We start from the raw sequence: 23,683 nt of genomic DNA, 5'->3' as shown, positions 1-23,683 counted from the left end.
CCCTCCCGAGGAGTCACCCCATGCCCGATGCACGCGAGGCGGGAGCCCCGGCGGCCCCGCCCCGGCCCGCGGACGGCGCCGGGACGCACCTACCGGGTCCCCGGGGCACCACCCCGGCCGCCCCCGCCGCCTTCTCCGGGAGCGGCGGCGGGGGCGGCGGCCGGGACCGCTACCTTGACCTGCTGCGCGCCCTCGCCCTGGTACGGGTGGTCGTCTACCACACCTTCGGCTGGGCCTGGCTGACCCTGCTCTTCCCCTCCATCGGCATCATGTTCGCCCTGGCCGGGTCCCTGGCGGCGCACTCGCTGCAGCGGCCCGCGCTGTCCGTGGTGCGCGGACGGCTGCGGCGGCTGCTGGTGCCCTTCTGGCTGTTCTCCGCGGCCGTGACCGTCCTGATGCTGCTCCACGGCTGGCGGCCGCACTCCTGGCACCGGATGCCGCTGTGGATCCTGCCGCTGGCGGACCCGCCCGGCACCGCCTGGGCCGAGCAGATCATCGCCCCACTCTGGTACATCCGCACCTACCTGTGGCTCGTGCTGCTCTCCCCGTGGCTGCTCAAGGCCTTCCGGGCGGCGCCGCGGTCGTGCCTGGCGGCGTGCGGCGCACTGGTCGTCCTCGCCCAGTACGACCGGCTGCCGCTCGCCGAGCCGGCCCTCACGCCGGTGGTCGACCTCGTCACCTTCGCGGCCTGCTGGCTGCTCGGCTTCGCGCACCGCGACGGCCTGCTGGACGCCCTGCGGGCCCGCACGGTGGTCGCCGCGGCCGCGCTCTGCCTCGTCGCGGGCGGCTGGTTCGCGTACACCCACCCCACCGACGAGGGCATCGACCTCGGTGAGATCCCGCTGGCCCAGGCACTGTGGTCGGCGGGTTTCGTCCTCCTGCTGCTGCGCTTCCGGCCGCGCCGGATGCGCCGGGTGCCCGGCGCCGACGGAGCGGTGGGACTGCTCAACGCCCGCGCCGTCACGGTCTACCTGTGGCACGAGGTCGCGCTCTTCGCCAGCGTCCCGCTGATCGACCTGATGTGGGACGTGCCCTTCTTCGAGGCCCATCTCCCGCTCGACGCGACCTGGTTCCAGTTCCTCACCGTCTGGCCGCTCATCGGCGCGGCCGTCGTGCTGGTCGGCTGGACCGAGGACCTCGCCTCACGGCGCCGGCCGCGCCTGTGGCCGGCCGGCGGCAGGAAACGCGGCCGGCGGGCCCGCGGCCGCGCCGCCGAGGCCCGCTGAGGTCCACTGGGTCACCGCGGCGCCCCCGCGCGGTCCGCGCAGGAGCACGGGACGGCACGGCTTGGCCGCGGAGTGCGCCGCACTGCCGGCCGACACCGGCGGCGCCGGCGGGGAGGAGTGAGGCAGACGAGTCGAGCTGTACGCCGGGTTCTGTTCCCGGTCGGCCTCGCGGCCGGCCGGGCGACGGCCATCCATCTAGGACCGGCGTTGCCGCCGGTCTCGTGCGGTCTACCCGCGGACTCGGGCGGGCAGCCCTCGATCGTCCGCGCAGGACCGTCTTGCGACGGCCCCTCTTGACCTTGCTCCGGGTGGGGTTTACCTAGCTGCCCAGGTCACCCTGGGCACTGGTGGTCTCTTACACCACCGTTTCACCCTTACCGGGAGCCTTGCGGCCCCGGCGGTCTGTTTTCTGTGGCACTGTCCCGCGGGTCACCCCGGGTGGGCGTTACCCACCACCCTGCCTTGTGGAGCCCGGACGTTCCTCGGCAGGACCAGGGTCCTGACGCGGCCGCCCGCTCGGCTCGTCTGCCGTGGCGACCATGCTACCGGCCGATCACGCCGGGGTGAAAAGCACGGTGTGGCGGCCGGGGTCGGCCTGTGTGAGACGGACGGCGAGCGGTTCGCCGAGCGGGAGGGGGGCGGTGCCGCCGCGGACGCGGGCGACGACGGCCGGGTCGCGGAGGTGGACGGTGCCCGCGGTCGGGTCGGAGTCCTTCACGTCGATGACGTACGCGTCGAAGACCTCGCCGACGCGGTCCTTGAGCAGGGCGGCCTCGACGAGGTCGAGGGAGGCGCTCTCGATGGTGCCCGCGAAGTGCGAGCCGCCGCGCATGGCGCCCGGCAGGTCGCGGAAGGCCGCCTCGACCCACTCCGGCGGCTCCTGGCCGGCCACCGCGGCGAGGCAGAACTCGGCGGCGTAGCGGTCGACGAGGCGCCGCAGGGGCGCGGTGCAGTGCGTGTACGCCTCGGCGACGGCGGCGTGCACGGCCGGCTCGGCGGGGTGGCCCGGCCAGAAGGGCGTGTAGTCGGCGCCGCGGAACAGGCTGGTGGCCTCGTGCAGGAAGGCCGCGTGGGTGGTGCGCTCCGGGTCCAGGGTGCGGACGAGCTCGGCGTAGGAGGTCATGTGCGGCCAGTCGATGCGCAGCGCCGCGGCGACCCTGCGCAGCCTGGCCACCTCCCCGTGCGGGGCCAGGGGGAGCGTACGGAGGATGCCGGTGCCGGAGCGGAGCATGACGCCGGCCGCGACCATGCCGGTGAGCAGGGAGATCTGGGCGTTCCAGGCGTCGGCGGGGAGCGGCGCCCGGTACCGCAGCGCGTAGCCGCCGTCGAGCTCCACGACCTCCTGCTCGGGCACGTTGAGGGAGATGCCGCCGCGGGCACGCTCCTGCGCCTCGCGCAGCCGGCCGACGGTACGCAGCAGGGCCACCGGCTCCTCGGCCGTACCGGCGTCGATCGCGTGCTGCACACCCGCGTAGTCGAGCCGGGCGCGGCTGCGGACGAGCGCACGGCGGACGTCGACGTCGGTGACCGCCCCGTCCGCGTCGAGGTCGATCCGCCACAGCACGGCGGGCCGGTCCTGCCCGGCCAGCAGGCTGGCCGCCCCCTCACCCAGCACCGTCGGGTGCAGCGGCACCCGGACGTCGGGGAAGTACAGGGTCTGCACACGCCGGTGCGCTTCCGCGTCCAGCGCGCCACCGGGTGCGACGAACGCCGCGGCGTCGGCGATCGCGTACGACACCCGGTAGCCGCGGCCCCCCTCGCGGACCGCGAGGTGCATCGCCTGGTCCAGGTCGAGCGACCCGGGCGGGTCCACGGTGAAGAACGGCACGTCGGTGGCGTCGTACCCCGGCAGCCGGGGGTCGCGCGCGGCCTCCTCGGCCTCGGCGAGCACGCCCGCCGGGAAGTCCCGCCGCACCTGCAGGTCCGCGCGGAGCGCGTCGAGCGCGGACCGCAACCGGACTCCGTCGGCGGTGGTGACGCGGAGGGGACGACGAGGCATGGAGCGAGCCTAAGTCGCACGGTCGTAGGCTGCACTGCACCGGGGAAACGCGAAGGAGAACAACTGTGCTCGTCCTGCTACCGCCGTCCGAGGGCAAGGCCACCGACGGCACGGGCCCCGCCGTCGACCTGGGCTCCCTCTCCCTGCCCGGGCTCACCACGGCCCGCGCGACGGTGCTGGACGAGCTCGTGGGGCTCTGCACGGGCGGCGACGAGGACAAGGCGGCGGACGTGCTCGGGCTCAGCCCCGGGCTGCGCGGCGAGATCGCCCGCAACGCGGGGCTGCGCGAAGCGCGGACCCGGCCGGCCGGCGAGATCTACACCGGCGTGCTCTACGACGCCCTCGGCCTCGACACCCTCGACGCGGCCGCCCGGCGCCGCGCCGCCCGGTCTCTGCTGGTCTTCTCCGGGCTGTGGGGCGCGGTCGGCATCCGCGACGCGATCCCCGCGTACCGCTGCTCGATGGGCGTGAAACTGCCGGCGCTCGGGTCGCTCGCCACGTACTGGCGCACCCACCTCGCCGAGGCCCTCCCGGACGCCGCCGAGGCCGCGGGCGGCGGCCTGCTGCTCGACCTGCGGTCGTCGGCGTACGGGGCGGCGTGGAAGCCGGCGCCGCGCAGCGCGCTGGCGGGACGGACGGCGACGGTGCGGGTGGTGCAGGCGGAGACGCGGAAGGTCGTCAGCCACTTCAACAAGGCGACGAAGGGGCGGATCGTGCGGGCCCTCCTGGAGTCCGGGGCGCGCCCCGAGAACCCCGACGCGCTCGTCGCGGCCCTGCGCGACCTGGGCTTCACGGTGGAGGTGGCTGCGCCGGGGCGGCTCGACGTGCTGGTGTCGGACGTCCACTGAGTTTTGTGCGGGTGGGATGTGGTGGCGGCCGGTTGTCGTGTGCGGGTTGTTTGCGCCTGCGGCGGGCGGTTCTCCCGCCCTCCCTCCCTCCCCCAGCCTTCGGCCGGGGGGACCCCCATCCGGCGCGGTCAGTGACCGCCTCGCGCGTGCGTGGTGGGCCGGGCGCGGGGCCTCCGGGGCTGCACGTCCTGGACTGGGTTATTTACGTGCATGACGGGCGGTCCATGTCCGAGCCCCGGATGCCGCACACAAATATCCCGCAGCGTCCAGAACATCCACCCCTACGACCCCACCCCCTCCGTATCCATGAGCGACTGACGGCCGGAGGGTGGTCAGAGGGCGGTCCGGGGTTGCCGCACACGTCTTACCGACGCCGACGGCCATGGGGGTGGTGGCTGAGGCCGGCGCCGGTTCCGGCGCGATCGGACCGGAAGGGAGTGCTCGGGCTGATGCCCGGCGGTATGGCGCCCTGCTGAGCGGCCCGTTGTCGTGTGCGCGTTCCTGCCCGATTTCGGCCTTGCCAGGGGTGGCCTGATTCGGTGCGGTCGGTGTGGTTCCAAGGCTGAATCTGGTTGCGGGTCGGCCGCCCGCCGGAGGTCCGGGTGCGTCCCCACATCGGCACTCGTCGTGATCTGCCGCCTGGCGGCCTTCGGCGTCGCCGTGACGGCAATGGGTGAGGTGCGCCAGTCGTCCCGTGGGGGTGCCCCCGGCCAGCTGTGCGTGCACCCTGTCTCGGCCTGCGGCCGGGGGACCCCCTACTGGGGCCAGTTCCCAGCGGTGTGGGGAGGGGCGCCCCCCATCATCCCCCACCGGCCGTTGGTCGCCCAGCGAAACGGAGGGGGCGGGGTCGTAGGGGTGGGCGTTCTGGACGCTGACGTGTATTTGTTGTGCGGCACCCGGGGCACCGAGCGCAGGTGCCCGCCATGCACATAAATATGCGGTACAGAATGCCCAGCCCCGGAGGCCCCGCCCCCGGCCCACCACGCACGCGCGCAGGCCCGCACCAACCGCGCCGGGCAATCGGGCGGGAGGGCGGGGGAGAAACCGCAACCGCAACCACAACGCACCCGCACACGACAACCGGGCCGCCCGGGGCACCGTTGCACCGTTGCACGGGCTGCAACCGGCGTTGCGGGGGGCGCGTAGGGGCGGCACGATGCCACGGTGCTGAACCTCGCCCCCGCCGCCCCCGTGATCCCGGTCCTGACGCTGGACGGCCCCGCCGACGCGCCCCCGCTCGTCCGGGCGCTGGTCCGTGGGGGGTTGACCGCGGTGGAGATCACGCTGCGGACGCCCGCCGCGCTGGAGGCGATCGCCGCGGCGGCCCGCGAGGTGCCGGAGGCAGTCGTGGGGGCCGGGACCGTGGTGCGGGCGGAGCAGGTGGGGGCGGCGGCGCGGGCGGGGGCGCGGTTCCTGGTGAGCCCGGGGTGGACGGGGGGCCTGCTGGACGCGATGACCGCGTCCGGGCTGCCGTTCCTGCCCGGGGTGTCGACCGCCTCCGAGGTGGTCGCCCTGGCCGAACGCGGCGTGCGGGAGCTGAAGTTCTTCCCCGCGGAGGCGGCCGGCGGCACGGCGTACCTCAAGGCGCTGGCCGCCCCGCTGCCGGAGATCCGGTTCTGCCCGACCGGCGGCATCGACGCGGCCCGCGCGCCGGACTACCTCGCCCTGCCGAACGTCGCCTGCGTGGGCGGCAGTTGGATGGTCCCGCAGGACGCCCTGCGGGACCGCGACTGGGACCGGGTGGAGCACCTCGCCCGCGAGGCGGCCGCGTTGCGCGCGCCGGCGCCGCCGTCAGCGCAGGTGTGACGTGTCGTTGAGCAGCCGCAGCGACGCGTTCCCGTCCCCGTAGTACGCCACCGCCGACAGTGCCGCCGCCGACAGCTCCATCCGGAACAGCGACTCCGGCGGGGCCCCCAGGGCGAGCCGGACCAGGGTCTTGATCGGCGTGACGTGGGTGACCACCAGCACCGTGCGCCCGGCGTAGCGGGCGATGAGCTTGTCCCGGGTGAGGGAGACCCGGCGGGCGACGGCGGCGAAGCTCTCCCCGCCGGGCGGGGCGGTCTTCGCGGAGCCGAGCCAGGCGTCGAGTTCGGCCGGGTGGCGTTCCTTCACCTCGGCGAAGGTCAGCCCCTCCCACGCGCCGAAGTCGGTCTCGCGCAGCCCTTCGTCGACGCGCAGGTCGAGGCCGAGCCGGTCCGCGACGGTCTGCGCGGTCTGCCGGCAGCGGGCCAGCGGCGAGGTGACGACGGCCTGGACGGTGCCGCGGGCGGCGAGGGAGTCGGCGACGCGCTGGGCCTGCCAGCGGCCCTTCTCGGAGAGTTCCGGGTCGTCGCCTCCGCTGCCGGAGAAGCGCTTCTCCGCGGTGAGCGGGGTCTCCCCGTGGCGCAGCAGGACGAACGTGGTGGGCGTGCCGAGGTCGGCCGCCGCCGCCCAGCCGGCGGGCGGGGCCTTGGGGGCCTCGTCCACGGGCTCGGTGGCGGCGACGGCCGGCGAGGCGTCCGGCACGGCGGAGGGGCGGCGGGGCTCCCACTGCTTGCCGCGCTTGCCGGCGTCCATCGCCTCGTTGGCGAGCCGGTCGGCGTGCTTGTTCTTCTCGCGCGGGATCCACTCGTAGGTGACCTGCTCCGCCGGCAGGACCGTCTTCGCCTCGGCGGCCAGCGGCCGCATGTCCGGGTGCTTGATCTTCCAGCGGCCGGACATCTGCTCGACGACCAGTTTGGAGTCCATCCGCACCCGCACCCGGGCCTGCGGGTCGATCGCGTGCGCGGCACGCAGCCCGGCGATCAGACCCCGGTACTCGGCGACGTTGTTGGTGTGCGTGCCGATGAACTCGGCGGCCTCGGCGAGCACTTCGCCCGTGGCGCCGTCGCAGACGACGGCGCCGTACCCGGCCGGTCCCGGGTTGCCCCGGGACCCTCCGTCGGCCTCCACCACCAACGTACGGGCCATTACAGGCCCGACTCGGGGGTGCGGACGAGGATGCGGCGGCAGTTCTCGCAGCGCACGACCTCGTCCGCGGCGGCCGCCCGCACCTCGTTGAGCTCGGTGATGTTCAGCTCCAGCCGGCAGCCCTCGCAGCGCTTCTGGTAGAGCCGGGCGGCGCCGACGCCGCCGGACTGGCCGCGCAGCTTGTCGTAGAGCTTCAGCAGGTCGGCGGGGACCGAACCGGCGATGATGTCGCGCTCCTTGACGACCGTGGAGCCCTCGGCGTCGATCGCCTGCAGCGCGGTGCTGCGGCGCTCCTCGGACTCCCCGGCCTTGGCCTGCACGGACTCCAGGCGGCCGGTCAGCTCCTGGACCCGCTCCTGCAGGCCCTCGCGGCGTTCCATGACCTCCAGGACGATGTCCTCGAGGTCGCTCTGCCGCTTGGCGAGCGAGGCGATCTCGCGCTGCAGATTCTCCAGGTCCTTCGGGGAGGAGACCGCGCCGGAGTCCAGCCGCTCCTGGTCGCGGACGGCGCGCTTGCGCACCTGGTCCACGTCCTGCTCGGCCTTGGTCTGCTCGCGGGCGGTGTCGCTCTCCTCGGTCTGGGCGGCGACCAGCAGGTCGCGCAGCTGGGTCACGTCGGAGCCGAGGCGCTCGATCTCCGCGTGCTCGGGGAGGTTCTTGCGCTTGTGTTCCAACTGCGCGAGGCGCGAGTCGAGGGACTGGACCTCGAGCAGTCGGATCTGGTCTGCGGGCGCGGCTTTCAGCGGGGGGCTCCTGAGGTCGTGGGTTCGTCAAGGGGAAGTGCCTGGGCGTGGGCCGTCCACGGGTCGGTGACGGCTCGTGACACGTGGGTGCGCAGCGCCCAGCCGTGCCGTTCGGAGACCTCGTCGAGCCGGCGCGCGGCCTGCTCGCACCAGGGCCACTCGGTGGCCCAGTGGGCGGCGTCGACGAGGGCCGGCGGACCCGCCTGCTGCGCCTCGGACGCCGGGTGGTGGCGCAGGTCGGCGGTGAGGTACACGTCCACCCCGGCCCTGCGTACGTCGTCGAAGAGGCTGTCGCCGGAGCCGCCGCACACCGCGACGGTGCGGACCTGCCGCCCGGGGTCGCCCGCGACGCGCAGCCCGGTCGCGGTGGCCGGCAGGCCGGCCGCCGCCCGGCGGGCGAAGTCCGCCAGTGTCATCGGCTCGGGCAGCTCGCCGATGCGGCCGAGGCCGCGGCGCCCGGCCGGGTCGGCGGGGTCGGGCACGAGGGGGCCGGTGACGCGCAGGCCGACGGCCTCGGCGAGGGCGTCGGAGACCCCGGGGTCGGCCCGGTCGGCGTTGGTGTGCGCCACGTGCAGCGCGATGTCGTTCCTGATCAGGGTGTGCACGACGCGGCCCTTGAAGCCGGTCGCCGCGACCGTCGTCGTCCCGCGCAGGTAGAGGGGGTGGTGCGTGACCAGCAGGTCGGCGCCGGTGGCGATCGCCTCGTCGACGACCTCACGGACCGGGTCGACGGCGAACAGCACCCGGCCGACCTCGGCGTCCGGGTCTCCGCAGACGAGCCCGACGGCGTCCCACTGCTCGGCCCACGCCGGGGGCCAGAGGGCTTCGAGGGCGGCGATGACGTCGGACAGTTTCGGCACGGGTCGAGGTTACCGCGCCGGTGCCGGGCGGCCGGAATCCCGGGCTGGTCATGAGCACACCGAGCATCCGAAGTCCGACGGAACGGGACGAGAGCCACCCTTACGCGTGAAGACCACCAACTCGTGTCGGACGCCCGGGCGTGCGAAAACTAGCGTCGTGGCCCGGAGGTGAGCCACACCATGACAGCCTGCGCCACCGAGACCACCACCGTGCGACGGGCCGGGTTCACGATCGCCGCGGACGGCTCCTACGCCGCCTGCCTGGCTCAGGGACCCGAAGGGGACGACGGCTGGTACCCCGAGCGCTGGACGCTCGGCGGGCCCGAGCCGTACACCGTGCCGCTGCCCGGCAACCAGCCCGAGGAACAGTGCTCCGAGGTCATGCCGCTGCCCGACGGCCGCGTGCTGATCCGCCGCCGGGTCGCCGACCGGTTCGACCTCGCCCTGCTCTACCCGACCGGTCCCGGCACCGGCGAACTGCTCGTCGGCTCGCTGCCGGGCGGGGAGGCGGAGGCGCGGCTGCTGCCTCCGGTCGCCTCCGGCGAGGCGTACGCGCTCACCTACGACCCGGCGCGCGAGGTGTCGGCGGTGTGGCTCGTGCACGACGACCGGGATCTGCGGCCGCGCCGGCTCGCGGAGGTCCCGGGCCGCTGCGGGGGCGGCGCGTGGCTGGACCGGGCGGGACGTCTGCTCGCGCTGGACCGCGAGGTGGAGGGGACGGTCAAGACGGTCGCCGTCGACCTGGAGCGGGCCGGGGCCGTCAGCCCGCTGCTGCAGATCACCGAGGCGAGCAACGACCGGCTGCTGCTCGCGGAGCCGGACAGCGGGCTGCTGATAGTGCGCAGCGACGCCACCGGCGAGGACCGGATCGGCTGGGGCGTGCTGGGCAGCCGTCAGCCGATGCGGTTCGCCGAGTGCCTGCGCGTCCCGGACGCGGTGCTCACCCCGTTCGCGGCGCAGCCCGGCCAGGTGCTGATGCCCGAGGCGTGCGCCGTGGCGCTGCGCGCGGACGGGCCGCACGGCACGTCGCTGGCGGTCTGGCGGCCCGGGGAACGCCGCGCCACCTGGCTGTCGGCGCCGGAGGGATGGCTGGCCGGGGCGGGCCTGTGGTCGGCCCGGGGGGTGCTGCGCCTGCCGTACGCCTGCGCGCACTGCCCGTGCGGCACGGTGGAGTACGAGGCGCCGGCCGCGGTGCCCTCGCCGTCCCCGGCGGGGAGCGCGGCGGAGGGCGCTCCCCCGGCCGTCCCGGACGGCGGCAGGACCAGCCCCGTGCTCCCGTTGCAGATGGCGCCGCTGGCCACGGGATCTTGAATCGGTAAACTCCTGCGGCGTTCCGCGCACCCTGCAAGCTAGTCGACGGAGAGTCTTCCCATGTCCGATGCCCGACACGGCACCGCCGCCGAGGCCCGCCTCGAGGACGGTAACGCCGAGGGCCTGCACGCCGGCCGCCACCGCGGTACGGCTTCCACCCACGACAACGAAGCCGAGGCGGTCCCGCCGCCGCACGGCCGCCACCGCCGGCCCTCCGGGTCCGCCGGCATGGAGGTCTGACGGGCCCGGGGCCCGTTTCAGCCCTCGTGGCGCAGGGCCAGGACGTCGGTGGCGGCGAAGGTGTCACCGGGGTCACGGCCCGCCCAGTACGGGGTGAGCAGGTCGTCCAGCTCGTCGTGGGTGAACGCCTCCTTGGCGGTGTCGAACTTCGCCGCGACGCGGGGGCGGTCCATCACCGCCACCATCCCGCCGTGCACGACGAACAGCTGGCCGGTGATCCGGTCGGCCGCCGGTGACGACAGGTAGCCGACGAGCGGGGCGACGTGCTCCACCCCCAGCGGGTCCGGTCCGTCCTCGGACCGGCCGAGGCCCGCGAAGACGTCCTCGGTCATCCGCGTGCGCGCCCGCGGGCAGATGGCGTTGACGCGTACGCCGTACCTGCCGAGGGCGGCGGCCGTCGACGAGGTGAGGCCGACGATGCCGCCCTTGGCGGCCGCGTAGTTGGGCTGGCCGGCCGAGCCGGCGAGGAACGCCTCGGACGAGGTGTTGACGATCCGGCCGTAGACCGGGGCGTCCGTGGTCTTGGCGCGCTCGCGCCAGTGGGCGGCGGCGAACCGGGTGGTGGCGAAGTGGCCCCTCAGGTGGACCCGGACGACGGAGTCCCATTCGTCCTCGGTCATCGAGAACACCATCCGGTCCCGCAGGATGCCGGCGTTGTTGACCAGGACGTCGAGCGCCCCGTACGTGCCGACCGCCAGCCGCACCAGGTCCTGCGCCTGGTCGAAGTCGGCGACGTCCCCGTGGTGCGCCACCGCGTGGCCGCCGGCGGCGGTGATCTCGGCGACGACCTCGTCCGCGGGGCTCGCCGACGCCTCGCCGGAGCCGTCGCGGCCGGGCTGCCCGTAGTCGTTGACGACCACGTTGGCGCCCAGCCGCGCCAGTTCCAGCGCCTCGGCGCGGCCGAGGCCTCGTCCCGCCCCCGTGACGACGGCGGTCCTGCCGTCCAGTACGCCCATGGGTTCCCCCGTCCCGGTGTCAGACCGCGATGCAGGTGCGCAGGGCCTCGCCGCTGCGCATCTGGTCGACGGCCTCGTTGATCTGGTCGAGCCGTACGCGGTGGGTGATGAGCCCCTCCAGGTCCACGCGCCCGGCGCGCCAGAGGCGGATGACGCGGTCGTAGGACCGCAGGACGTCGCCGCCGCCGTACAGCGAGGGCAGGATGCGCTTCTCGTCGAAGAAGAGCTCGAACATGTTGATCTGCAGGAGGTCGTCCATCGCGCCGGCGCCGACGACGCAGAGCGTGCCGCCGCGGCGGGTGTTCTCGTAAGCCGTGCGGGCCGTCGCGCTGCGGCCGACGACCTCGAAGACGTAGTCGAAGCCCTCGCCGCCGGTGATCCGGGCCTTGGCGTCGGCCAGTTCCTCCGGGGCGACCGCGTCGGTGGCGCCGAAGCGCAGCGCCGCGTCGCGGCGGGACTCCACCGGGTCGACGGCGATGATCTCCGAGGCGCCCGAGGCGCGGGCGCCCTGGATGACGCTGATGCCGACGCCGCCGCACCCGATGACGGCGACGGAGGAGCCGGGGGTGACCCGCGCGGTGTTCAGCGCGGCGCCGATGCCGGTCGTGACGCCGCAGCCGATGAGGGCGGCGATCTCGTACGGCAGGTCGTCGGGGATGGGCACGGCGCAGGAGGCGGAGACCACGACCTCCTCGGCGAAGGTGCCGGTGCCGGCGAAGCCGAAGACGTCCCCGGCGGGGCGGCGGAAGTTGGGCGTGCCGGCGTTCATGAAGCCGGCCAGGCACAGGTGGGACTGGCCGCGCCGGCAGGCCGGGCAGGCGCCGCAGGCCGGGAGCCAGCAGACCAGGACGCGGTCGCCGGCCTTGAGGCCCGTGACGCCCTCGCCGGTCTCGGTGATCTCCCCGGCGCCCTCGTGGCCGGGCACGAAGGGCGCGGGCTGCGGCAGGACGCCGCTCATGGCGGACAGGTCGGAGTGGCACAGCCCGGTCGCCCGCAGCCGGATGCGCACCTTGCCGGGGCCGAAGCCCACCGTCTCGATGTCGTCGACGACCTCGAGCTTGTCCTGGCCGATCTCCTGCAGGAGTGCTGCGCGCATGGGTGTTCCCCTCTCCCCTCCGGGACTTACGAGTGCTCGACGACGGTGTCGGCGAGGACCGGCGCGTCGTCGCGTTCGACGGCGGTCGCCGATGCCAGGACGCGGCCCGGTTCGGACCACATCCGGATGCGCAGGGTCTCGCCGGGGAAGAAGACCCCGGCGAAGCGGGTGGAGCAGGACCGTACGCGGCCCGCGTCGTCGCCGAGCAGGGTCTCGACGACGGCCTTGAGTGTGATGCCGTAGGAGCACAGGCCGTGCAGGATCGGCCGGTCGAAGCCGGCGTGCTTGGCGAACTCGGGGTCGGCGTGCAGGGGGTTCCAGTCGCCGGAGAGCCGGTAGAGCAGGGCCTGGTCCTCGCGGGTGGCGCGCAGGACGGTGCGGTCGGGGGCCGTGCCGGGCGGCGTGGTGCGGGCGGAGGGGCCGCGGTCGCCGCCGAAGCCGCCCTCGCCCCGGACGAAGATCTGCGCGTCGGAGGTCCACAGCGGGCCCTGCTCGTCGGCGACCTCGCGGCGGAGCACGAGGACGGCGGCCTTGCCCTTGTCGTAGACGTCGGCGACGCGCGAGGTCTGCACGGCCCGGCCGCGGACGGGGACCGGGCGGTGCACCTCGATGCGCTGGGCGCCGTGCAGGACGGCGGCGAGGTCGATCTCGATGCCGGGCAGGGACAGCCCGCCGCGTGCCTCCCCGGCGGCGGCGGAGCCGCCGGCGACGGTGGCGAAGCTGGGCAGGACCTGCAGGCCGGGGCCTTCGAGGGCGTAGCCCAGGGTGTTCGCGCCGAGGCCCAGGTGGTAGAGGATGACGTCCCTGTGGTCCCAGACGAGTTCGGCGCTGCGGGGTTCGGCCGAGGTGGCGGCGGCGACGTCGATCGGCATGTCCGGCGGCTCCTTCGCTGCGCGGTGGGCCCTGGCGCGACCGTCCGCACCGTCGGCCCCGCCAGGGCGTGCACTAGAACGCGTTCTAGCCAGCCCATGTATAACGCATCACCCGGGCGCTGGGAATAGCTGACACACCGTCAGAATGGCGCTGCGCCAGTGACATTTGTCCTGCCCGGGTCCGTACATTCCCCACTGACCCGGCGTGGGCCGCCGGTCGTAGTGTCGGTGACATGACGACGACAGTGAGTTTCACCAGGGCCGTCAAGGCGTTCGGCGCGGTACGCGCGGTGGACGGCGTCGACCTGGAGATCCGGCGGGGGGAGTCCGTCGCCCTGCTCGGCCGCAACGGCGCGGGCAAGTCCACCGCGATCAGCCTGCTGCTCGGGCTCGACGAGCCCGACGACGGCGAGGTCCGGCTCTTCGGCGGCACCCCGCACACCGCGGTCCGCGCGGGCCGGGTCGGCGCGATGCTGCAGGACGGCCGGCCGATCCCCCGGGTGACCGTCCGGGAGCTGATCACCTTCGTGGCGCGCACCTACCCGTCCCCCCTGCCCGTGGCCGAGGCCCTGGAGCTGGCCGGTCTCACCGAGGTCGCCGGCCGCCGCGCCGACCGGCTCTCCGGGGGCCAGGCGCAGCGGGTCCGCTTCGCCGTGGCCCTGGCCGGCAACCCCGAGCTCATCGTGCTGGACGAGCCCACCGCCGCCCTCGACGTCGAGGCGCGGCGCGCCTTCTGGGACTCGATGCGGGCCTACGCGGCCCGCGGCAACACCGTGCTGTTCTCCACCCACTACCTGGAGGAGGCGGACGAGAACGCCGACCGCATCGTCGTCATCGACCGCGGCCGTGTCGTCGCCGACGACAGCGGCGAGCGCATCAAGCGCGCGGTCGGCGGCAACCTCGTCTCCTTCGACCTGGCCGGGACCCCCACCGAGGGCCTGCGGCAACTGCCCGGGGTGGTGTCCGTCGAGGTCCGCGGCGACCGCGCCCTGCTGCGCTCCGCCGACTCCGACGCCACCGTCCTCGCCCTCGCCGACCGCGGCATGGTCCGCGGCCTGACGGTCACCGCCGCCAGCCTGGAGGACGCGTTCCTCTCCCTCACCGCGCAGTCCTCCGCCGAGGACGCCGCCCCCGCCCCCGCGGCGGACACCGCCGCCGCGGACACCGCCGCCCTCGCCGAGGAGAAGGTCTGATGCTGCTCGCCTACGTCTCGCTGGAGATCCGCCGCACCCTGCGGGACGCCGGATTCGTGATCTTCGGCGTCGGCATGCCCGTCATGATGTACCTGCTCTTCACCAACCTCGGGGTCTCCGGCTCGGAGGAGGACAAGGCCGCCTCGCTGGCCGCCATGATCGGCATGGCCGCGTACGGCGCCCTGGGCTCGGCGGTGTCCACCGGGTCGAGCGTCGCCGAGGACAAGGGCCTCGGCTGGCTCCGCCAGCTGCGGATCACCCCCATGTCGCCGCTGCTGGTCGTCACCGGCCGCTGCATCAGCGGCTCCGTCACCGTGCTGCCCGCCATCCTGGCCGTCCTGCTGGCCGGCGGGCTCGTCAACGGCGTCGAACTGGAGCCCTGGCAGTGGGCCGCCGTCGGCGGGCTGCTGTGGGTCGGCACCGCCCCCTTCACCCTGCTCGGCCTCGGCAACGGCTACCGGCTGTCCGGGCAGACCACCGGCGTGGTGAACATGGCCTGCAACCTGGGCCTGTCCGTCGTCGGCGGGCTGTGGATCCCCTCGGCCGTCTTCCCCGGCTGGCTGCGGGCGGTCTCCGAGTGGACCCCGTCTCACCGCTTCGGGCAGCTCGGCTGGAGCATCGCGGACGGCGCGGTCCCCCGGGCGGGTACCGTCGCCGTGCTCGCCGCGTGGACGGCCCTCTTCGGCGCGTACGCCGTGTACGCCTACCGCCGCTCGGCACGCACCCCGTGAGTCCCGCCCGCACCGCGGAAGAGGAGGAGACGATGGCCATGGCGACCACGACGGAATCCCGGCCCCCGCTTCCGGCGCGCATCCGGCACGGGTGGCGGCAGTTGCGGGTGACCCGGTCCTTCTCCGAGGAGATCGAGGACCTCAAGCCCCCGACCCGCTTCACCTTCCTGCCCTGGCTGCTGATGGGCGTGGGCGCCCTGTCCCACCTCCTGCAGGGCGAGGCCGCCAACCCCTGGCTCGGCGGCCTCGGCCTGCTGGCCTTCAACTCCCTCTACATCGGTGTGGTCTTCACCTCCTTCGACCCGCGCACCGCCCGCGGCAAGGTGCCCCGGCGCTACCTCCTCGCGCTGGCCGCCGTCACCTACGCCCTCGCCATCGGCTACGGCGGCAGTTGGCTGGTGTTCTTCCCGCTGCTGTCGCTGGCCGTCGGGATCGTGGTGCGCGGCCGGCGGATGGGTCCGGTGCTCGTCGCCCTCGCGGTGTCCGCCGGGATCGTCTCCGGGCTCCGCAGCGGTGACATCTGGGAGGGCGTGTCCATCGGGTACGGCAGCCTCATCTCGGGCCTGGTGACCGCGGCCATGCTCACCCTCTTCGACGCGGTGACCCAGCTGCGCGCCACCCGCCAGGAGCTGGCCCGCAACGCCGTCGCCGAGGAACGGCTGCGCTTCTCCCGCGACCTGCACGACCTGCTCGGGCACACCCTGTCCGTGGTCGTCGTCAAGGCGGAGGCCGCCCGCCGGCTCGCCCCGCGCGACCTGGACGCCGCCCTCGCCCAGGTCGCCGACATCGAGGCGGTCGGACGCCAGGCGCTCACCGAGATCCGCGAGGCCGTCACCGGATACCGCGAGGGCAGCCTCTCCACCGAGCTGGACCGCGCCCGCTCGGCCCTGGCGGCCGCCGGGATCGAGGCCGTCGTCAAGGAGTCCGGCCCGCCGCTGCCCTCGCAGACCGAGGCGCTCCTCGGCTGGGTGGTGCGGGAGGGGGTGACCAACGTCGTACGGCACAGCGGGGCGACCAGCTGTGCCATCGAGCTCGCCGGCACCGGCGGGCACGTACGCCTGCGGATCACGGACGACGGCCGCGGCGTAGGCTCGGCGCCCGGATCGGGTTCGGGCTCGGGCTCCGGATCGGGCTCGGGGCTGAAGGGACTCACCGAGCGGCTCGCCGCCGCCGGCGGCTCCCTCGGCACGGGCCCGGGTCCCGGGGGCGGGTTCCGCGTGGTCGCGGAACTGCCGGTGGAGGAGGAGCAGACCGCATGAGCGGCGCCATCAAGGTCCTGCTGGCCGAGGACCAGGGCATGATGCGCGGGGCGCTCTCCCTGCTGCTGAACCTGGAGGACGACATCGACGTCGTCGCGCAGGTCGCGGCGGGCGACGGGATCGTCGCCGCGGCGCTGGAGGCCCGGCCCGACGTCGCGCTGCTCGACATCGAGCTCCCCGGGCGCAGCGGGCTCGACGCCGCGGCGGAACTGCGCGAGCGCCTCCCGGAGTGCAAGGTGCTCATCCTGACCACGTTCGGCCGCCCCGGCTACCTGCGCCGCGCCATGGAGGCCGGGGCCCGCGGCTTCCTGGTCAAGGACGGCCCCGTCGAGGACCTCGCCGCCGCGATCCGGCGCGTCCTCGACGGGCACCGCGTCATCGACCCCGCCCTGGCCGCCGCCGCCCTCAGCACCGGGCCCAGCCCGCTGACGCCGCGCGAGCAGGACGTGCTCAACGCGGCGGCGGACGGGGCGACGGTGGCGGACATCGCGGCGCGCGTGCACCTGTCGGAGTCGACGGTGCGCAACCACCTGTCGTCCGCCATCGGGAAGACCGGCACCCGCAACCGTACGGAGGCGGTCCGCACCGCCCGCCACAACGGCTGGCTCTGACCGGGCCGCCTACCCCGTCAGGCGTGCCACACCCAGGTGACCCGCTCGTACAGCGACTCGAAGCCGGCACGCAGCATGTTGTGGAGGGAGGTGTTGCGGTCGCCCGGGCCCTCCGCTCCCGTCTCGGCGACGAGCCATCGGCAGCCGGCGTCGCGGGCCGCCCGGACGCGGGCCGTGAGGAGCGCCGACTGGGCGCCGCGGCCGCGCCATTGCGGGAGCGTCGCCCCGCCGAACATGTCGGCGCAGTCACCGTTCACGAAGACGCTGCCGACGGCGACGATCCGTTCCCCCTCCCAGACGGCGTACTGCCGCCAGTCCGGCCTGCCCACGCACGCCGCGGCCATGTCGATCATGGCCGGCGCGGTGAAGCCGAAGGTCGTCATCATCACGGTGGCCCACTCGTGCGCCTGGTGGCGCCCGACGAGGCCGACGCGCAGGCCCGGGTCGAGCGCGGTGACACCGTCGGCCGCGGCCAGGGCCGTCTCGACCTCGCAGCCGAGCTTGACGAGACGCCCGCCCTCGGCGAGGTTCCCCTTCTGTGCGATCGAGGCCCAGTCCGAGGGCAGCAGCGACGGCGCGATCGCGAACGAGCCGGCGGGCACACCCTGCTCGCGGTAGAAGGCGCACACCTGATCCACGACGTCCGCGGTGACCGGTGCGGCGGGCCCGAAACCCCCGGCCCGGTTGAAGAAGCGGCTCGGGTCCTCACGAACGGCCAGCGCCCGCACGGAGCCGATCCGCTCCGCGCCGATGCCCAGTGTCCCGCGGACGTCCGCCGGCGCACCGGTCACGAAGTCGGCGTAGGCCGCAATCTCGGTCTCCTCGGCGAGGCCGGTCGGCACCGTGGTGCTCATGCTGCGTTCCCCTTGTCCTCGGTGGTGACGAAGTCGTGGCCGCCGACGATCACCGGGGCCGGCGCTGCGCCGCTACGGCACCGCGCCCGTGTGCGGGCCGGACGTGCTGGAGACGTGGCGGCACCTGTGAGGTGCTCCGCCTCGTGATGGATGACGTTCATACCCGCACGATGCGGTGAGGACCGGAAAGGTTCGATCAGCCGCCATGATCTTTTGCGCCGCCGGCGAGCCGGCGGCGCGGGTGGTACAGGCGCAACCTGTCGTCGCGGTCCCGGTCCAGGAAGTGCACCCAGACCACGCCGGGCGGGCAGTGGAACGGGTCCTCCGGCGGGTTGACGATGGCCGTCTCCCAGATGACCACCTCACGGCTCGCCACCACGTTCAGCAGTTTCTGACGGACGCCCTCGGAGACGTCACGGCCGAAGGAGAACCCCAGGTAGTCGAGGTCCGAGCGCTTGCCGGTCGGCCAGGTCACCTCCAGCCGGGGCGACCGCCACCCGGCCCAGGCCGAGGCGAGCTCGCCGCGATGGGCCGCGATCATGGTCTGCTCGGCCAGAAGGCGGTGGTGCGCGGTGAGGGAGGCGGCGTCGTCGTGGACCTGGTCGCCCAGGCTCAGCAGCGCGGCGGCCAGCTTGGCACGCGCCTGGTTGAGCCTGCTGCGCACGGTGCCGACGGCGATGCCGCACAGCAGCGCGATCTCCTCGTAGGAGGTGACGTCGGTGAAGTGGCGCAGCATCGTCACCAGTCGCAGCCCGGGTGACAACTGCTCCAGCGCACTCCAGATCCAGTCCCGCAGCACCTGCTCGTCGAGTACGTCCGCCGGGTCGGGCGGGCCGCCCGAGCGGTCCATGGCGACGAATCCCTCGAGTTCGGCCACCGGGACCGCCGACTTCCTGCGCAGCTGGGCACGGCAGACGTTGCGGACCACCATGCGCAGCCACGGGCCGGCCGCGTCCGGGTCGCGGAGGTCCCCGATGCGCCGCAGCGCGATGAGCGCCGCCTCCTGCACGGCGTCCTCGGCATCCGGGCTGTGGCCGAGCATGGCGAGGGCGACCCCGTGCATGGCCGCCCGGTGCCTGGCGAGCAGCAGACCCAGGGACGCCGCGTCGCCCGACTGCGCGGCCCGCACAAGTTCGAGGTCCTGCGGTACCCCGCCCGGCAGCAGATCAGTCATATGGTGACCATTCAACCAGAACGGCCCACGCCCCGGACCGCCCGCCGCGAGCCGCACCCCGGGCGGAACGGCACCGCGGGCGTGGGGGACGATGGAGGGCATGAGCACGCCACCCCCCGCCGAGGTCCCCGCGGACGCACTGGCCGCGTTCGAGGCGGCCAAGGGCTTCATGCCCACCCACGAGGGCCTCGCCCTCCACGCGGCCGCGACCGCTGCCGCCGCGCGCCTCCCGGGCCTGCCCCTGCTGGAGGTCGGCACGTACTGCGGCCGCTCCACCATCCTGCTGGCCGCCGCCGCCCGCGAGGCCGGGACCGTCGCCGTCACCGTCGACCACCACCGCGGGAGCGAGGAGCAGCAGCCCGGCTGGGAGTACCACGACACGACGCTCGTCGACCCCGAGGTCGGCCTGATGGACACCCTCCCCGCCTTCCGGCGCACCCTGCACGCCGCCGGGCTGGAGGAGCACGTGGTCGCGGTCGTCGGCCGTTCCCCGCAGGTCGCGGCGGTGTGGGGGAAGCCGCTCGCCCTGGTCTTCATCGACGGCGGGCACACCGACGAGCACGCCGGGAACGACTACGAGGGCTGGGCGCCGCACCTCGCGCAGGACGGCCTCCTGGTCATCCACGACGTCTTCGCGGACCCGGCCGACGGGGGCCAGGCACCCTGGCGGATCTACCGGCGGGCGCTGGACTCGGGCGCGTTCACGGACGTGTCCGTGACCGGTTCGCTGCACGTCCTGCGGCGTACGGGCGCCGGGACCTGAGACGGCGGATAGCATCGCTGACGTGTTCAAGAGGAAAGGCCGCTCCACCGTGGTCGTCGTGGCCGCGCTGGTGCCGGCGTGCGCGGCCGCGTGGCTGGTGTGGGACGCCACGAGCGGACCGGACGACCCCGGACGGAACGGCGACCTCCCGCAGAACGTGCGTCCGCACCGCTCGGCGGCGGCGTCCTCCGGCCCGTCCTCGGCGGCACCGTCCTCCGGGGCGGCGAAGCCGCTCGCGGGGAAGGTCGTGGTCCTGGACCCGGGGCACAACGCGCGGAACAGCCGGCACACCGCCGAGATCAACCGCCTGGTCGACATCGGCACCGCCCGCAAGGAGTGCGACACCACGGGCACGGCGACCGACGCGGGCTACGCCGAGGCCGCGTTCACCCTGGACGTGTCCCGGCGCGCCCGGGCGCTGCTCGAGGCGCGCGGGGCCTCGGTGAGGTTCACGTACGACGGCGACCGCGCCTACGGCCCGTGCATCGACGAGCGGGCCCGGATCGGGAACAAGGCCAAGGCCGACGCGGTGGTGTCGGTGCACGGCGACGGCTCGGCGGCCGGCAACCGCGGCTTCCACGTGATCCTGCCCGCCCCGGTGCGCCGCGGCATCGCGGACACCCGTGCGATCAGCGCGCCGTCCAAGCTGCTGGGCACCGCCCTCAAGCGGCACTTCGCGGCGGAGACGGGCACCCGGCCGTCCAACTACATCGGCGGCGGCACCGGCCTGGACGTCCGCCGCGACCTGGGCGGACTCAACCTCAGCACCAGGCCGAAGGTGTTGATCGAGTGCGGCAACATGCGCGACCCCAAGGACGCGGCGCTGATGACCAGCCCGGCCTGGCGGCAGCGCGCCGCGGAGGGCATCGCGGACGGCATCAGCGCATTCCTGGAAGACCGCGAGTGATCGGCCGGTGAGCATTGGGTCCCGATCGTGTCACCGAGGGGCGTACCGGTCCCACCCGGCGACAACCGCCCTCATACGATGGGGAACCGCTCGGCGACAGCGACAACGAGACGACTGACAAGGACTCCTAGTGAATAACCGCTCCCTCACCCGAGGAGACGGCGCGGTGATCGGCGCGGCGCTGCTGCTGCTGATCGCCTCGTTCCTGAACTTCTACACGTTCAAGGGATGCAGCTCCGACGAGTGCGGAGCCAGCGCGTGGAAGAGCGAGCTGTTCCCGCTGCTGCCCTCGGTGCATCTCCTGGGCCTGATCGCCGCCGGCCTGTTCGTCGCCTCGCGCTTCCAGCCCGAGGGCCGCAAGCTGCTCGGCATCGGGCTCGCGCACTGGGGCGCGGTGCTCTCCGTCGCCGCCGCCTGGGACGCGCTGTGGTCGCTGTTCCACGGGAGCGAGGCCTTCGAGCTGGCCGCCGGCGCCTACCTCTCCTTCGTCGCCGCGGCCGCTCTCGCCGCGGCCATGCTGCTCACCCTGCAGGGCCTTCCCGTGCTGAAGGCGCCGCTGCTGCCCGCTCCCCGGCCGCAGCAGCCCCAGCAGGCGCAGCCGTACGGCGGCCAGCAGGGCCAGCCGTACCCGGGCGTGCAGCAGGGCGGCTACGGGTACCCCGGGCAGACCGGTGGGCACGGTACGCCGGCCGACCAGTCGTTCGGCGGCGGCCAGTACGGCTACCCGCAGGGGCAGCAGCAGCCGCAGCAGCCGCAGGCCCAGCAGCCCTCGGCGGAGTTCGCGGCCTTCTGGTTCGCGGTGCCCGTGGCACGGCCGCTGTACGCGGAGGACGGTTCGGCCCAGCAGATCGCCGAGCTGACCCCCGGCACCTGGTACCTGGCGGTGGAGCAGCGCGGCGGCGCCCTGGTCGCCCAGACCCAGGACGGCCGGCGCGGCGTCCTGCAGGACGTCAGCGGCCTCCAGCGCGGCTGACCCCCGCCCCTCGCGCACACACGCGAGACGCACGAGCCGTGCCCCGGACCGTCCGGTCCGGGGCACGGCTGTTTCCCTTTCGGGGCGTGGGGCGGTTGCCGTACCGTATCTCTGACATACCGTCAGTTGCGGTGGGAGGCGTGCGCATGCGGCTCGGTCTGGCCCTCGGCTACTGGGGGCGCGGCCCCTCCCCCGGCCACCTGGCCCTGGCCCAGGAGGCCGAGCGGCTCGGCTACGACTCGGTGTGGACGGCCGAGGCCTGGGGCTCGGACGCCTTCACCCCGCTCACCTGGATCGCCGCGCACACCAGCCGGATCCGGCTCGGCACGGGCATCGCCCAGATGGCGGCCCGCTCCCCCACGGCCACCGCGATGCACGCGCTGACCCTCGACCACCTCTCCGGCGGCCGGGTCGTACTGGGGCTGGGGCTGTCGGGGCCGCAGGTGGTGGAGGGCTGGTACGGCAGGCCGTTCCCGCGCAGTCCGCTGACCGCCACCCGCGAGTACGTGGACGTCGTACGGCAGGTGCTGCGCCGCGAGGGCCCGGTGGCGCTGGACGGGCGCTTCCATCCGCTGCCGTACGCCGGGCCCGACGCGACCGGCCTCGGCAGGCCGCTCAAGCCGATCACGCATCCGCTGCGGGCCGGGCTGCCGATCCTGCTGGGCGCCGAGGGCCCGAAGAACATCGCGCAGACCACCCGCATCGCCGACGGCTGGCTGCCGCTGTACTGGTCGCCGTTCCGCACCGACGTGTACGAGGTGTCGCTGGCGGACGCGCCGAAGGATTTCATGATCGCCCCGATGGCGCGTGCCCATCTCTGCGACGACCCGGCGGAGGGGCTGCTGCCGGTGAAGGCGATGCTCGGCTTCTACATCGGCGGGATGGGCGCCGCCTCCCGCAACTTCCACGCCGACCTGATGGCCAGGATGGGCTACGAGGAGGAGGCCCGGCGCATCCAGGAGCTGTTCCTGGCCGGGCGGCGCGAGGAGGCCGTGGCGGCGGTGCCGGACGCCTTCGCCGACGAGATCTCGCTCGTCGGCCCGCGGGAGCGGATCGCCGAGCGGCTGGAGATGTGGCGGTCGGGCCCGGTGACCGACCTGCTGGTCACCGCGCCCGACCCGGCCACCCTGCGGGTGCTGGCCGAGCTCATCCGCCGCTGAGCTGGGACAGCGAGGGCACCTTGTCGGTGACCTTGGCGCCGGCCCCCTCGCCCGCCGACTTGACGCCGGTGATGGTGTCCTGGAAGGTGCCGACGATGTCGTCCGTACCCTGGCCGCTGCGCAGCTTGGCCGGCAGGTCCTTGAGCGAGTCGATGCCCGCGGTCAGCGGCGCCACCAGCTTGGAGAGGGTCGGGTCGCCCTTGGCGTTCTCCGCGGCGGCCTTGAGCCGGTTGTAGGCGAAGGCCCCGGCCAGGCCCGCCTTCACCAGCGTCAGCTTGCGGCCGTCGGCGTCCTTGTTGAACTTACCCTCGCGGTAGGGCTTGACGATCCACTGGTAGGTCGCGCCGGCGGCCAGTCCGGCGTTGGCGACGAAGCGCGTCTTGGCGAGCTTCTGCTTCTGCACGGAGGAGGTGGGGCTCGCGGTGCCGCCGCTCGCGGTGTCACCGGAGTCGCCGCCGCAGGCGGGGACGAGCAGCAGCACACCGGAGAGCAGGAGGGCGGTCAGGGCACGGCGCAAGGGCATGACGGTCTCTCCCGGGAGGATGCGGTGGGTGATCGCATCCTCGCCCCGGCCCCGCACACCGGCCACCGCACAGGGCCGTACGGGGCGTCAGGCGGGCGCCGCCGGCGACGTTTCAGTCCGCCGATCGGGGCAAGACGGCAGGTATGTCCAGACGATATCGCGGCAATCTGGCGGCCACGATCATCATGGTGGCCGCGGACGTGGCGGCCTTCATCCTGATCCTGTGGATCGTCCTGTGGATGCTCGACGCCAACCGGGCGAACGACCTCGTGGAGTGGATCCACGACATGGCGTCCTGGCTCGGTGGCTGGGCCCACAACATCTTCTCCACCCAGTCCGCATGGGCGCGCACCCTGCTGAACTACGGCCTGCCGGCGGCGGTCTACCTGATCGTCGGGCACGCCGTGGCGGGTCGCGTCAACCGGGCCTGACGCC

Annotated in this window: 24 protein-coding genes and 1 other RNA gene; 14 read left to right on the top strand and 11 right to left on the bottom strand. The window is 74.2% G+C overall.

Features of this window, described 5'->3' with window-relative positions; genetic code table 11:
- Positions 1-20: 20 nt before the first annotated feature.
- Entirely contained in the window at positions 21-1,226 is a 1,206-nt protein-coding gene (locus OIE69_RS27720; protein ID WP_326576591.1) for an acyltransferase family protein, read from the top strand.
- Positions 1,227-1,349: 123 nt separating this feature from the next.
- Here the strand turns inward: OIE69_RS27720 and rnpB are convergent.
- Together rnpB and OIE69_RS27710 are read right to left on the bottom strand one after the other, a co-directional pair.
- An RNA gene (gene rnpB, locus OIE69_RS27715) (RNase P RNA component class A) lies at positions 1,350-1,750 on the bottom strand.
- 29 nt (positions 1,751-1,779) lie between these two features.
- Entirely contained in the window at positions 1,780-3,225 is a 1,446-nt protein-coding gene (locus OIE69_RS27710; RefSeq protein ID WP_326576589.1) for an RNB domain-containing ribonuclease, read from the bottom strand.
- Between the two features lie 65 nt (positions 3,226-3,290).
- Between OIE69_RS27710 and yaaA the strand changes: the two genes are divergently transcribed.
- Positions 3,291-4,073 (top strand): peroxide stress protein YaaA, encoded by a 783-nt coding sequence (yaaA, locus tag OIE69_RS27705; RefSeq protein WP_326576587.1) that lies wholly within the window; start codon positions 3,291-3,293, stop codon positions 4,071-4,073.
- A gap of 1,164 nt (positions 4,074-5,237) precedes the next feature.
- Positions 5,238-5,879 carry a bifunctional 4-hydroxy-2-oxoglutarate aldolase/2-dehydro-3-deoxy-phosphogluconate aldolase gene (gene eda, locus OIE69_RS27700; RefSeq protein WP_326576585.1) on the top strand — a complete coding sequence of 214 codons (642 nt, stop codon included), beginning with the start codon at positions 5,238-5,240 and terminating at the stop codon, positions 5,877-5,879.
- Here eda and OIE69_RS27695 read toward each other — a convergent pair.
- From OIE69_RS27695 to OIE69_RS27685, 3 genes are read right to left on the bottom strand one after another with little or no spacing between them, the layout of a single operon-like run.
- Positions 5,865-7,022 (bottom strand): bifunctional RNase H/acid phosphatase, encoded by a 1,158-nt coding sequence (locus tag OIE69_RS27695; RefSeq protein WP_326576584.1) that lies wholly within the window; start codon positions 7,020-7,022, stop codon positions 5,865-5,867. The genes eda and OIE69_RS27695 overlap by 15 nt on opposite strands.
- On the bottom strand, positions 7,022-7,765 hold the full coding sequence (locus OIE69_RS27690) for a zinc ribbon domain-containing protein (protein WP_326581432.1): 744 nt from the start codon (positions 7,763-7,765) through the stop codon (positions 7,022-7,024). Before OIE69_RS27690 ends, OIE69_RS27695 begins: the two co-directional genes overlap by 1 nt.
- Positions 7,762-8,625, bottom strand: coding sequence for a Nif3-like dinuclear metal center hexameric protein (locus OIE69_RS27685; RefSeq protein ID WP_326576582.1), 864 nt, complete (start codon positions 8,623-8,625; stop codon positions 7,762-7,764). The genes OIE69_RS27690 and OIE69_RS27685 overlap by 4 nt, the downstream gene beginning before the upstream one ends.
- A 180-nt stretch (positions 8,626-8,805) precedes the next feature.
- Between OIE69_RS27685 and OIE69_RS27680 the strand changes: the two genes are divergently transcribed.
- Both OIE69_RS27680 and OIE69_RS27675 read left to right on the top strand, forming a co-directional pair.
- A complete protein-coding gene (locus OIE69_RS27680) occupies positions 8,806-9,936 on the top strand; it encodes a hypothetical protein (protein ID WP_326576580.1) in 1,131 nt (376 codons plus the stop codon).
- Positions 9,937-9,996: 60 nt separating this feature from the next.
- Entirely contained in the window at positions 9,997-10,176 is a 180-nt protein-coding gene (locus tag OIE69_RS27675; protein ID WP_326576578.1) for a hypothetical protein, read from the top strand.
- 17 nt (positions 10,177-10,193) lie between these two features.
- Here the strand turns inward: OIE69_RS27675 and OIE69_RS27670 are convergent, their stop codons facing one another.
- From OIE69_RS27670 to OIE69_RS27660, 3 genes are read right to left on the bottom strand one after another with little or no spacing between them, the layout of a single operon-like run.
- Positions 10,194-11,132, bottom strand: a complete 939-nt coding sequence (locus OIE69_RS27670) for a 3-oxoacyl-ACP reductase (RefSeq protein WP_326576576.1) — start codon at positions 11,130-11,132, stop codon at positions 10,194-10,196.
- Positions 11,133-11,151: 19 nt separating this feature from the next.
- Positions 11,152-12,228 carry a Zn-dependent alcohol dehydrogenase gene (locus OIE69_RS27665; protein ID WP_326576574.1) on the bottom strand — a complete coding sequence of 359 codons (1,077 nt, stop codon included), beginning with the start codon at positions 12,226-12,228 and terminating at the stop codon, positions 11,152-11,154.
- Positions 12,229-12,254: 26 nt separating this feature from the next.
- The gene (locus OIE69_RS27660) at positions 12,255-13,100 is read right to left on the bottom strand and encodes a MaoC/PaaZ C-terminal domain-containing protein (protein WP_326576572.1); all 846 of its coding nucleotides are present in this window, start codon (positions 13,098-13,100) and stop codon (positions 12,255-12,257) included.
- A gap of 233 nt (positions 13,101-13,333) precedes the next feature.
- Here OIE69_RS27660 and OIE69_RS27655 point away from each other — a divergent pair, with 233 nt between their 5' ends.
- Genes OIE69_RS27655 through OIE69_RS27640 form a run of 4 tightly spaced genes read left to right on the top strand, consistent with a single transcriptional unit; the run spans position 13,334 to position 16,894 of the window.
- Complete coding sequence (locus tag OIE69_RS27655; RefSeq protein ID WP_326576570.1) at positions 13,334-14,293, top strand: ABC transporter ATP-binding protein; 960 nt, start codon at positions 13,334-13,336, stop codon at positions 14,291-14,293.
- Positions 14,293-15,024 carry an ABC transporter permease gene (locus tag OIE69_RS27650; RefSeq protein ID WP_326576568.1) on the top strand — a complete coding sequence of 244 codons (732 nt, stop codon included), beginning with the start codon at positions 14,293-14,295 and terminating at the stop codon, positions 15,022-15,024. The genes OIE69_RS27655 and OIE69_RS27650 overlap by 1 nt, the downstream gene beginning before the upstream one ends.
- A 38-nt stretch (positions 15,025-15,062) precedes the next feature.
- Positions 15,063-16,283, top strand: coding sequence for a sensor histidine kinase (locus OIE69_RS27645; protein ID WP_326576566.1), 1,221 nt, complete (start codon positions 15,063-15,065; stop codon positions 16,281-16,283).
- Positions 16,280-16,894 carry a response regulator transcription factor gene (locus tag OIE69_RS27640; RefSeq protein ID WP_326576564.1) on the top strand — a complete coding sequence of 205 codons (615 nt, stop codon included), beginning with the start codon at positions 16,280-16,282 and terminating at the stop codon, positions 16,892-16,894. Before OIE69_RS27645 ends, OIE69_RS27640 begins: the two co-directional genes overlap by 4 nt.
- Before the next feature lie 17 nt (positions 16,895-16,911).
- On the opposite strand, the gene OIE69_RS27635 is transcribed toward OIE69_RS27640, so the two are convergent.
- Positions 16,912-17,748, bottom strand: a complete 837-nt coding sequence (locus OIE69_RS27635; protein ID WP_326576563.1) for a GNAT family N-acetyltransferase — start codon at positions 17,746-17,748, stop codon at positions 16,912-16,914.
- Positions 17,749-17,944: 196 nt separating this feature from the next.
- Positions 17,945-18,922: an RNA polymerase sigma factor gene (locus OIE69_RS27630; protein WP_326576561.1), complete on the bottom strand. Its 978-nt coding sequence runs from the start codon at positions 18,920-18,922 to the stop codon at positions 17,945-17,947.
- Between the two features lie 91 nt (positions 18,923-19,013).
- On the opposite strand from OIE69_RS27630, the gene OIE69_RS27625 reads away from it, so the two are divergent.
- The 4 genes from OIE69_RS27625 (at position 19,014) to OIE69_RS27610 (ending at position 22,725) form a co-directional block, all read left to right on the top strand.
- Positions 19,014-19,685 carry a class I SAM-dependent methyltransferase gene (locus tag OIE69_RS27625; protein WP_326576559.1) on the top strand — a complete coding sequence of 224 codons (672 nt, stop codon included), beginning with the start codon at positions 19,014-19,016 and terminating at the stop codon, positions 19,683-19,685.
- 22 nt (positions 19,686-19,707) lie between these two features.
- The gene (locus tag OIE69_RS27620; RefSeq protein ID WP_326576557.1) at positions 19,708-20,592 is read left to right on the top strand and encodes an N-acetylmuramoyl-L-alanine amidase; all 885 of its coding nucleotides are present in this window, start codon (positions 19,708-19,710) and stop codon (positions 20,590-20,592) included.
- A gap of 130 nt (positions 20,593-20,722) precedes the next feature.
- Complete coding sequence (locus tag OIE69_RS27615) at positions 20,723-21,565, top strand: hypothetical protein (protein ID WP_326576555.1); 843 nt, start codon at positions 20,723-20,725, stop codon at positions 21,563-21,565.
- Between the two features lie 146 nt (positions 21,566-21,711).
- Positions 21,712-22,725, top strand: coding sequence for an LLM class F420-dependent oxidoreductase (locus OIE69_RS27610; protein WP_326576553.1), 1,014 nt, complete (start codon positions 21,712-21,714; stop codon positions 22,723-22,725).
- On the opposite strand, the gene OIE69_RS27605 is transcribed toward OIE69_RS27610, so the two are convergent.
- On the bottom strand, positions 22,712-23,248 hold the full coding sequence (locus OIE69_RS27605; RefSeq protein ID WP_326576551.1) for a hypothetical protein: 537 nt from the start codon (positions 23,246-23,248) through the stop codon (positions 22,712-22,714). The two genes, OIE69_RS27610 and OIE69_RS27605, sit on opposite strands and share 14 nt — an antisense overlap.
- A gap of 143 nt (positions 23,249-23,391) precedes the next feature.
- On the opposite strand from OIE69_RS27605, the gene OIE69_RS27600 reads away from it, so the two are divergent.
- Positions 23,392-23,679, top strand: coding sequence for a hypothetical protein (locus tag OIE69_RS27600; RefSeq protein ID WP_051101917.1), 288 nt, complete (start codon positions 23,392-23,394; stop codon positions 23,677-23,679).
- Positions 23,680-23,683: the final 4 nt, after the last annotated feature.

Origin of the sequence: Actinacidiphila glaucinigra, from assembly GCF_035918135.1 — a bacterium.
In the GTDB taxonomy this organism is placed as follows: domain Bacteria; phylum Actinomycetota; class Actinomycetes; order Streptomycetales; family Streptomycetaceae; genus Actinacidiphila; species Actinacidiphila glaucinigra.
The sequence above is the reverse complement of the archived record's forward strand: the minus strand, read 5'-3'. Positions and strand labels throughout refer to the sequence as shown.

Excerpts from the sequence above, each read along its gene's own strand:
- OIE69_RS27720 (WP_326576591.1), top strand. The coding sequence starts at position 21 with ATGCCCGATGCACGCGAGGCGGGAGCCCCGGCGGCCCCGCCCCGGCCC.
- OIE69_RS27710 (WP_326576589.1), bottom strand. The coding sequence starts at position 3,225 with ATGCCTCGTCGTCCCCTCCGCGTCACCACCGCCGACGGAGTCCGGTTG.
- OIE69_RS27695 (WP_326576584.1), bottom strand. The coding sequence starts at position 7,022 with ATGGCCCGTACGTTGGTGGTGGAGGCCGACGGAGGGTCCCGGGGCAAC.
- OIE69_RS27680 (WP_326576580.1), top strand. The coding sequence starts at position 8,806 with ATGACAGCCTGCGCCACCGAGACCACCACCGTGCGACGGGCCGGGTTC.
- OIE69_RS27675 (WP_326576578.1), top strand. The coding sequence starts at position 9,997 with ATGTCCGATGCCCGACACGGCACCGCCGCCGAGGCCCGCCTCGAGGAC.
- OIE69_RS27670 (WP_326576576.1), bottom strand. The coding sequence starts at position 11,132 with ATGGGCGTACTGGACGGCAGGACCGCCGTCGTCACGGGGGCGGGACGA.
- OIE69_RS27665 (WP_326576574.1), bottom strand. The coding sequence starts at position 12,228 with ATGCGCGCAGCACTCCTGCAGGAGATCGGCCAGGACAAGCTCGAGGTC.
- OIE69_RS27660 (WP_326576572.1), bottom strand. The coding sequence starts at position 13,100 with ATGCCGATCGACGTCGCCGCCGCCACCTCGGCCGAACCCCGCAGCGCC.
- OIE69_RS27655 (WP_326576570.1), top strand. The coding sequence starts at position 13,334 with ATGACGACGACAGTGAGTTTCACCAGGGCCGTCAAGGCGTTCGGCGCG.
- OIE69_RS27650 (WP_326576568.1), top strand. The coding sequence starts at position 14,293 with ATGCTGCTCGCCTACGTCTCGCTGGAGATCCGCCGCACCCTGCGGGAC.
- OIE69_RS27645 (WP_326576566.1), top strand. The coding sequence starts at position 15,063 with ATGGCGACCACGACGGAATCCCGGCCCCCGCTTCCGGCGCGCATCCGG.
- OIE69_RS27640 (WP_326576564.1), top strand. The coding sequence starts at position 16,280 with ATGAGCGGCGCCATCAAGGTCCTGCTGGCCGAGGACCAGGGCATGATG.
- OIE69_RS27635 (WP_326576563.1), bottom strand. The coding sequence starts at position 17,748 with ATGAGCACCACGGTGCCGACCGGCCTCGCCGAGGAGACCGAGATTGCG.
- OIE69_RS27630 (WP_326576561.1), bottom strand. The coding sequence starts at position 18,922 with ATGACTGATCTGCTGCCGGGCGGGGTACCGCAGGACCTCGAACTTGTG.
- OIE69_RS27625 (WP_326576559.1), top strand. The coding sequence starts at position 19,014 with ATGGAGGGCATGAGCACGCCACCCCCCGCCGAGGTCCCCGCGGACGCA.
- OIE69_RS27610 (WP_326576553.1), top strand. The coding sequence starts at position 21,712 with ATGCGGCTCGGTCTGGCCCTCGGCTACTGGGGGCGCGGCCCCTCCCCC.
- OIE69_RS27605 (WP_326576551.1), bottom strand. The coding sequence starts at position 23,248 with ATGCCCTTGCGCCGTGCCCTGACCGCCCTCCTGCTCTCCGGTGTGCTG.
- OIE69_RS27600 (WP_051101917.1), top strand. The coding sequence starts at position 23,392 with ATGTCCAGACGATATCGCGGCAATCTGGCGGCCACGATCATCATGGTG.